General features: G+C 61.2%; 6 protein-coding genes. 1 reads left to right on the top strand and 5 read right to left on the bottom strand.

Annotated elements, in window-relative coordinates; all coding sequences use genetic code 11:
• Window positions 1–413: DUF2493 domain-containing protein (locus KBA48_RS32220; RefSeq protein ID WP_292912762.1), on the top strand; the 413-nt coding region annotated here is incomplete at its 5' end.
• Between the two features lie 305 nt (window positions 414–718).
• Here KBA48_RS32220 and KBA48_RS32215 read toward each other — a convergent pair.
• From KBA48_RS32215 to KBA48_RS32195, 5 genes are all read right to left on the bottom strand, one after another.
• Window positions 719–1,747 carry an ABC transporter ATP-binding protein gene (locus KBA48_RS32215; RefSeq protein WP_261497844.1) on the bottom strand — a complete coding sequence of 343 codons (1,029 nt, stop codon included), beginning with the start codon at window positions 1,745–1,747 and terminating at the stop codon, window positions 719–721.
• Window positions 1,744–2,709, bottom strand: coding sequence for an ABC transporter ATP-binding protein (locus tag KBA48_RS32210; RefSeq protein WP_261497845.1), 966 nt, complete (start codon window positions 2,707–2,709; stop codon window positions 1,744–1,746). The genes KBA48_RS32215 and KBA48_RS32210 overlap by 4 nt, the downstream gene beginning before the upstream one ends.
• Before the next feature lie 4 nt (window positions 2,710–2,713).
• Window positions 2,714–3,574: an ABC transporter permease gene (locus tag KBA48_RS32205; protein ID WP_261497846.1), complete on the bottom strand. Its 861-nt coding sequence runs from the start codon at window positions 3,572–3,574 to the stop codon at window positions 2,714–2,716.
• Between the two features lie 4 nt (window positions 3,575–3,578).
• On the bottom strand, window positions 3,579–4,532 hold the full coding sequence (locus KBA48_RS32200) for an ABC transporter permease (RefSeq protein WP_261497847.1): 954 nt from the start codon (window positions 4,530–4,532) through the stop codon (window positions 3,579–3,581).
• A 5-nt stretch (window positions 4,533–4,537) separates the two neighbouring features.
• On the bottom strand, window positions 4,538–5,290 hold a 753-nt coding region (locus KBA48_RS32195), incomplete at its 5' end, for an ABC transporter substrate-binding protein (protein ID WP_292912761.1).

Raw genomic sequence — 5,290 nt, 5'->3', positions numbered from 1 at the left:
GCCGCGATTTCCTCGCCGCCAAGCGTCGCACCGAAGCCGAGGTGATGTTGCCAGCAGGCCCCAAGGTGGCCCTCACCGGCGGGACCGACTTCAACGATCACCGCCTTATCTGGGGCAAGCTCGACCAAGTCCGGACCAAGTATCCCGACATGGTCCTTCTTCACGGTGGTAGCCAGAAGGGCGCAGAGCTCATCGCCGCCAAATGGGCCGAAGCCCGCGGCGTCACCCAGGTCGCCTTCAAGCCCGACTGGACCAAGCACGCCAAGGCCGCCCCCTTCAAGCGCAACGACGCCATGCTGGATGTCCTGCCCGTGGGCGTCCTCGTCTTCCCGGGCAACGGCATCCAGGAAAACCTCGCCGACAAGGCCAAGAAGCTCGGCATCCCGGTTGTGAAGTTCGAGAGGGGGGCGTGAGCCCCCTGCCAACTTACTCGGGGCGAAAGGCCACTCGCCCCGAGTAGATGGTCAATCAAATCGAAGCTGGCAGCTCTCGCGCCGCCGCCGACTGCATGTCAGCCAAGCTGGCATTCCGTCGGGCAAGGGTTTCGTGCCATTCCTGCGCCTCACGATCCTTGAAGAAGCCGGCCGTTGGCGCCGGCCACATGTTCCAAATCATTCGACGATGGACACATCTGCAAAATCTGGACATCAGAGCCGGATAGATTCATCCTCGATCCGATCCACCAGATGCCGGGACAGAACACCTAATGCAACGCTCCCTACCCAGGCATGTGCAGGGAGCGTCGGCGGAACGGCGTCTGCGCGGCACCTCGGGCGTCGTGCGAAATAGGATCGCCATCGCCGGACGAGGTCGCCCCAGCATCACTGACCAGGTGGCAGAACACCGACCCTTCCCCGGATGTGCGGGTCGGGGGCAACTGGGTTTCACAGCGAGGCATGCTGACGGGGCAGCGTCGGAACAGCGCGCAGCCTGAGGAGGGTCCGGCCCTGTCGTCAAGCTTCAATGCCGTGCCGGCAGCGTCGATCAACCCGCTGGCCGCCTGCAATCCGCGCGTATAGGGGTGCCGGGCCTCGCGATAGAGCATCCGGCGCCCGCATTCTTCCATGATCCCGCCATGATAGAGCACGACAACCCGGTCGCACACATAGCGCGTGGCCGCCAGATCGTGAGAGATGAACAAGGCGGCGAACCCGGCGCTGCTTTGCAATTCGCGCAGAAGGTTCAGGATCTGGGCCTGTACCGACACGTCGAGGGCGCTGACGGCCTCGTCAAAGAGGATGAATTTCGGGTTCGTGATCAGCGCGCGTGCGATAGAGACACGTTGCCTCTGACCGCCCGAGAGTTCATTCGGGAACCGGTTTCCGACACCGCTGGCAAGGCCGACGCGTTCGAGCATTTTGTCGACCTGTTTGCGGGCCTCGGTTGCAGAGAGGTGCCTGTCGATCTTTAGCGGCTCCGCCACAGAATGGGCCACTCTCAGCGACGGGTTGAGTGACATGCGCGGGTTCTGCAACACGGCGGCCAGCTGACCCTTGAGCTGTTTGCGGTCAAGTTTCGCGATTGGCGTTCCGGAAAATTCGATCGTCCCGCTTGTCAGTTCCTGAAGACCCAGACAAACCCGCCCCAGTGTGGTCTTGCCAGATCCGGATTCGCCGACCAGCCCGACGATCTGGCGAGGCTTGATATCGATGCTGACATTGTGAAGCGCGTTGACGATCCGGGGCGCCCAAGGCGGGCCGGATCTGAACTGAACGCTGGCATTCCGGATCGAAATGATGGTGGTCATGATGCCGCCTCGCCGTGGATGTCACCCAACCGGATACAGGCGACTTTCGAAGATCCGCACGCAACCAAGGGCGGAAAACCGGCGCTGCACGGTGCGGTACGATAGATGCAGCGATCCGCAAAGGCACACCCCGGGGCGCGTGAGATCGACGGAGGCGGCGAGCCTTCCAAGCTCTGCAGCACCGCGTCTTCTCCCTCCTGGCCGGGTTCCGACGCCAACAGCGCCATGGCATAAGGATGGCGGGGGCCGACGATAAAATCCTCTGCCGGTGCAATTTCGACAAACCTGCCCGCATACATTACGCCGATCCGGTCGCAATAATTTGAAATAACGGGGATATCGTGGCTGATGATGATCATCGCCGAGCCGATCTCGGCACACCACGCCGTCAGAAGATCCATGACGCTGCACCGGATCGAGGCATCAAGCGCCGCCGTGGGTTCATCGGCGATCAGCAGCCTAGGTTTGCGAATGAGCGCCATTGCGATCACCGCCCGCTGCGCCATCCCGCCGGACAGCTGATGCGGATAACTGGGCAGCACCCGGCGCCAGTCGGTCAGCCCGACATGTGCCAGGGCCTCAATCGCCTTTTGCCTCCAGGCGGATGCGGAAATCAGCCGCCTGAACTGGGCGCCGATGGTCTTGGTCGGATCCAGCGTGTTCATCGGGTCTTGAAACACATAGGCAATGTCATTCGCCCGATAGCTCCGCAGCTCCTGGCCAGAAAAGGACAGCACGTCCTTTCCGCCAAACGTAATATGGCCGTTTTCCACCACGCCGGCCGGCCCCAAAAGCTTGCCGATGACCGATGAAAACGTCGATTTTCCGCAGCCGCTTTCACCGATGATGCCAAGGATCTCGCCCTGAGCCAGAGTCAGCGAAACCTCAAGCAGCGCGGTGACCAGATGATCCCTGGTGCGGTAGGAAATGGTCAGGCTTTCAACATTCAGCAGATCTCTCATCACCTCATTCCTCCAGGCAGCGGGCGCGGACGGGGTCGAAAAAGACCCGCAACCCTTCGCCGATCAGGTTGGTGCTCCAGATCGCGATCACGAGGAATATGGCGGGTCCAAAAACCAGCCATGGCGCGACAGTGATGTAGACGCTGCCTTCGCGCAGCAGCGATCCAAGTGATGCCGCCGGCGGTTGCGGGCCGAGCCCGAGAAAGCTCAGCGCGCTTTCCACCAGCATGCCGATGGATATCGAATATGCCACTTGGGTGACCACGGGAACTGAAATGTTGGGCAGGACATTCACCAGCAACAGGCGCGCCGGCGATGCACCGGACAACCATGCGATGGTGACGTAATCGGTCCCGGTGACCTCCATTGCGGCGGCGCGCACCACTCGGACGATCGGCGGAAGCGTCACCAGAATGATGGCGCAGATCGCGGCGAACTCACCCGGGCCGACGATGGCCGTGATCAACAGCCCCATGAGTACGGCCGGAAAGGAAAAGACGATGTCCGAAAATCGGCTGATGATCTCGTCCAGCGCCTTGCCGGAATAGGCAGCGATCAACCCGATAGCTACTCCGGCCACCGAGGCAAGCAGCACAGCGATGGCCGACAACAAGATGGTGATCCGGGCACCTTGCAGCACCCGTGAGAGCATGTTGCGGCCAAGATTGTCGGAGCCGAAAACCAGATCGGCGCTAGGCTCGGACAGCCGTGGATGCGCCGCCACTTGATCGGGCGGATCGAGCGGCAGAAGCGGCGCCAGCAAGGCAACAAGGATCAGGACCATCATCGTCACGGACGCGGTGCCCGCCAATCTGTCGGCCCGGTTGAAGTCGCGCCAGTGGTGGATCACAGGCTGCAAGATCATTGCCTTATCCCTTGCGCAGGCGCGGATCGATCAGCCCATAGGCGACGTCGGCAGCCATGTTGATGAGGACAACGGCACAGGCGATCACCAGGACCGTCGCCTGCACGATGGGATAGTCACGATTGAGCAACCCCTGCACAAGAAAGCGTCCCATGCCAGGAACTGAATAGACATATTCGACGATAATCGCGCCACCGATAAGATAGGCCAGATAGATCGACAAGGTCGTCACCAGAGGATTCGAGATATTGCGCAGGACATGGCCCCGCACGATGTCGCGCGGTTCCTCGCCCCTTGCCTGTGCGGCCATGATGTAATCCTTTGACAGAACGCCGATCACGGCATTGCGCGTAGTGGTGATGAAGAGCCCGATTCCGACCGCCGACAGGGTCGCAGCCGGCAGGATGACCGATTTGATGTGGCCGATGGCATCTTCGTGCCAAGGCACCCACTGACCCACGGTCAGGCCAAGCGAATAGCGCGAGAACACATAGAGAAACACGCTGGCAATCACGAAATCGGGCACGCTCATGATGAAGCTGCCGGCCACCCGCGCAATGCCCGAGACGGCAGTCCGGCGATGCGCCAGCCCCGACCAAAGGCCCAGCGGGATGCCGATCAGGGCAGAGGTGATGGTGGCCAGGACGGCAAGCTCGATCGTGACCGGCACCCGTGTGGCAAAGCTGTCCGCGATCGGATCCTGGGTGATCAGCGATATTCCCAGATCGCCTGTCGCAACAGCGCTCAGCCATTTGACATATTGCACCGGAAGCGGTTGGTTCAGCCCGAATTTATCGGCAATTTGTTGACGCAGCTCCTCGGGCCCGCGCGGTGCAAGGACATCTTCGAAACTGCCCGGCAGCATGTGGATGGCGACAAAGATGAACATTGACACACCGATCAGGGTAAGCAGCGCGCTGCCGACCCTGAAGGCGATGAATTTGAGGATCTGCGACATAATGCTCAGGAAAGCTCGAAAGTTTCGGCATTGCGCAAGGTATGCGCGTAGCCTTCTACAGTGGCGAGCTTGGCTTGCAGCCTGTCCTTGCGATAGGCGATCGTGTCCTGCCGCGTAACTAGCGGAATGACATTCGCGGAGGCGTCGATCTTCTCGCACAGATCCTGCAGCACCGGCCCCCGTGCGTCGCCGCCGGTCTGATAGGCCGCATCGATGGCGGCATTGACCGCGTCATCATGGACCACGTGGCCCGCAGTAAATCCGGCCACACCGGGATTCCACCACAGTGTCGAGATCGCCGGGTCGGCATAGCCCGCATACCAGGTGATCGTTGCCTCGAACTGGCTCGGGTTGTCGATCCAGGCGCGCTGCACCCAGATGCCTTCATCCACCACTGCGATATTCGCGGTCAGGCCGATCTTGGCGACACCCTGAGCGATCACCTGTGCCATCTGGATATCGGCGGGGATGTTGCGCACCAGAAGTTCGAACGCGAGTTCTTCGTTGCCCGACTCGGCGACAAGCTGTCTGGCCCGATCCAGATCCTGGCCGAAATTCGCAAGTTTCGATGTATCGCAGACCCCGAAAGACGGCGCCATCACCGCGGTCGGCTGGCCGCCGCCGCCAAGCGCGATACTGGCGATGAGATCGCGATCAAGGGTCAGCGCCACAGCCTGGCGCAGCTTAACATCCTGGAACGGCGACTGATCCCAAACGGCGTTCAGGCCCAGAATGTAGTAATTGGTCACTTCCTGGAC

Origin of the sequence: Niveispirillum sp., from assembly GCF_017996735.1 — a bacterium.
Lineage (GTDB): Bacteria > Pseudomonadota > Alphaproteobacteria > Azospirillales > Azospirillaceae > Niveispirillum.
Note: the sequence above shows the minus strand (reverse complement) of the source record. Positions and strands in the feature narration are given on the sequence as shown.

Coding starts and splice junctions, on each gene's coding strand:
- KBA48_RS32215 (WP_261497844.1), bottom strand. CDS start 1,747: ATGACCACCATCATTTCGATCCGGAATGCCAGCGTTCAGTTCAGATCC.
- KBA48_RS32200 (WP_261497847.1), bottom strand. CDS start 4,532: ATGTCGCAGATCCTCAAATTCATCGCCTTCAGGGTCGGCAGCGCGCTG.
- KBA48_RS32205 (WP_261497846.1), bottom strand. CDS start 3,574: ATGATCTTGCAGCCTGTGATCCACCACTGGCGCGACTTCAACCGGGCC.
- KBA48_RS32210 (WP_261497845.1), bottom strand. CDS start 2,709: ATGAGAGATCTGCTGAATGTTGAAAGCCTGACCATTTCCTACCGCACC.